Here is a 2,955-nt window from a genome sequence, read left to right as displayed (position 1 = left end):
TCCGGATTGGAGTCTGCAACTCGACTCCATGAAGTCGGAATCGCTAGTAATCGTAGATCAGCATGCTACGGTGAATACGTTCCCGGGCCTTGTACACACCGCCCGTCACACCATGGGAGTGGGTTGCAAAAGAAGTCGGTAGCTTAACCGCGAGGGGGGCGCTGACCACTTTGTGGCTCATGACTGGGGTGAAGTCGTAACAAGGTAACCGTAGGGGAACCTGCGGTTGGATCACCTCCTTACCTGAGATAGGTTAAGTGCAGTGCTCACACAGATTGTCTGATGAAAGAAGAGAATAGGTTATCGTAACAGGCTTGTAGCTCAGGTGGTTAGAGCGCACCCCTGATAAGGGTGAGGTCGGTGGTTCAAGTCCACTCAGGCCTACCAACTCTACTTATCCTGGTGTCTTTCAGACGCTGCGTGATTCATGTGCTGGCACACACTGCGTTACTCGCGTTGAAATACCCGGCGGCTAAGCGAGTTGATTGAACAGACGATGACGGTCTATCTCTGTATGGGGCTATAGCTCAGCTGGGAGAGCGCCTGCCTTGCACGCAGGAGGTCAGCGGTTCGATCCCGCTTAGCTCCACCATACTCATACTAAATGTAGTTCAGAGTATATTGGCGACAGTATGCTGCGAATTATTTTGCTCTTTAACAATCTGGAACAAGCTGAAAAATTGAAATGCCCAATAATATCACCGAGGTATTATTGAGGCGTCTCTCAAGCTGAGCAATCCGAGACTTTTTCGGGTTGTGAGGTTAAGCGAATAAGCGTACACGGTGGATGCCTAGGCAGTCAGAGGCGATGAAGGACGTGCTAATCTGCGAAAAGCGTCGGTAAGCTGATATGAAGCGCCATAACCGGCGATGTCCGAATGGGGAAACCCAGTGCAATGCGTTGCACTATCATTAACTGAATCCATAGGTTAATGAGGCGAACCGGGGGAACTGAAACATCTCAGTACCCCGAGGAAAAGAAATCAACCGAGATTCCCCCAGTAGCGGCGAGCGAACGGGGAGCAGCCCAGAACCAGCATCAGCGATGCCATCAGAGGAACGGTCTGGAAAGGCCGGCGAGAGAGGGTGACAGCCCCGTACTCGAAGGTGGTATGGCTGTGAGTTCGACGAGTAAGGCGGGACACGAGAAATCCTGTCTGAAGATGGGGGGACCATCCTCCAAGGCTAAATACTCCTGACTGACCGATAGTGAACCAGTACCGTGAGGGAAAGGCGAAAAGAACCCCGGCGAGGGGAGTGAAAGAGAACCTGAAACCGTGTACGTACAAGCAGTGGGAGCCTTGATTCGTCAGGGTGACTGCGTACCTTTTGTATAATGGGTCAGCGACTTATATTCTGTAGCAAGGTTAACCGTATAGGGGAGCCGCAGGGAAACCGAGTCTTAACTGGGCGAATGAGTTGCAGGGTATAGACCCGAAACCCGGTGAGCTAGCCATGGGCAGGTTGAAGGTTGGGTAACACTAACTGGAGGACCGAACCGACTAATGTTGAAAAATTAGCGGATGACCTGTGGCTGGGGGTGAAAGGCCAATCAAACCGGGAGATAGCTGGTTCTCCCCGAAAGCTATTTAGGTAGCGCCTCGTGAAGTCATCTTCGGGGGTAGAGCACTGTTTCGGCTAGGGGGCCATCCCGGCTTACCAACCCGATGCAAACTGCGAATACCGAAGAATGGTATCACGGGAGACACACGGCGGGTGCTAACGTCCGTCGTGAAGAGGGAAACAACCCAGACCGCCAGCTAAGGTCCCAAAGTCATGGTTAAGTGGGAAACGATGTGGGAAGGCCCAGACAGCCAGGATGTTGGCTTAGAAGCAGCCATCATTGAAAGAAAGCGTAATAGCTCACTGGTCGAGTCGGCCTGCGCGGAAGATGTAACGGGGCTAAACCATGCACCGAAGCTGCGGCATTCAGAGGACAGATTTCAGACGACAGAGGACGGATTAATGTCATATGGATTCGAGCGATTGGAAGTGTTTAAGAAAGCTTACCGAATTTCATTAGAGATTCATCAGGCGAGTTTGGCATTTCCTCGGTACGAACAATATGGATTAGCAGACCAAGTAAGGCGGGCAAGTAAGGGTATTTGTGCCAATCTTGCCGAGGGCTTTGGTAAGCAACATTATTCCAAACCTGAGTTTAGACGTTTCATTAGTATAGCCTTAGGGAGTGCTGATGAGATGCGTGTCTGGTTAAGATACTGTCTGGATTTAGGTTATATTACTGCGGTTCAGTGGCAGGAATGGCGTGACAGCTATGAAGAGATAGCGAAAATGCTGACCGGACTGGGACGTCATCTGTAAGCTGTATTCTGACGTCTGTTCTCTGGATGGGTAGGGGAGCGTTCTGTAAGCCGTTGAAGGCGGCGCTGTGAGGCCCGCTGGAGGTATCAGAAGTGCGAATGCTGACATAAGTAACGATAAAGCGGGTGAAAAACCCGCTCGCCGGAAGACCAAGGGTTCCTGTCCAACGTTAATCGGGGCAGGGTGAGTCGACCCCTAAGGCGAGGCCGAACGGCGTAGCTGATGGGAAACAGGTTAATATTCCTGTACTGAATGTGACTGCGAAGGGGGGACGGAGAAGGCTAGGCCATCCGGGCGACGGTCGTCCCGGTTTAAGCGTGTAGGTGGGAGGAGCAGGCAAATCCGCTCTTCTTTAACACTGAGGCGTGATGACGAGCTGCTACGGCAGTGAAGTGGTTGATGCCCGGCTTCCAGGAAAAGCCTCTAAGCATCAGGTCATATTGAATCGTACCCCAAACCGACACAGGTGGTCAGGTAGAGCATACTCAGGCGCTTGAGAGAACTCGGGTGAAGGAACTAGGCAAAATGGTGCCGTAACTTCGGGAGAAGGCACGCTGGCAGTAGGTGAAGGAGTTTGCCTCCGGAGCCGAAGCCAGTCGCAGAGACCAGCTGGCTGCAACTGTTTATTAAAAA

The 2,955-nt window shown here is 52.0% G+C and carries 2 tRNA genes and 2 rRNA genes; all 4 read left to right on the top strand.

Annotated elements, in window-relative coordinates:
- Nucleotides 1–242, top strand: a 16S ribosomal RNA gene (locus C6H66_RS25310); the annotation flags it as partial.
- Nucleotides 243–310: 68 nt separating this feature from the next.
- Nucleotides 311–387 (top strand) — tRNA-Ile (locus C6H66_RS25305).
- A gap of 129 nt (nucleotides 388–516) precedes the next feature.
- Nucleotides 517–592: transfer RNA gene (locus C6H66_RS25300), tRNA-Ala, on the top strand.
- Between the two features lie 168 nt (nucleotides 593–760).
- Nucleotides 761–2,955, top strand: a 23S ribosomal RNA gene (locus C6H66_RS25295); the annotation flags it as partial.

Origin of the sequence: Photorhabdus hindustanensis, assembly GCF_002968995.1 — a bacterium.
Taxonomy (GTDB): Bacteria; Pseudomonadota; Gammaproteobacteria; order Enterobacterales; family Enterobacteriaceae; genus Photorhabdus; species Photorhabdus akhurstii.
The sequence above is the reverse complement of the archived record's forward strand: the minus strand, read 5'-3'. Positions and strand labels throughout refer to the sequence as shown.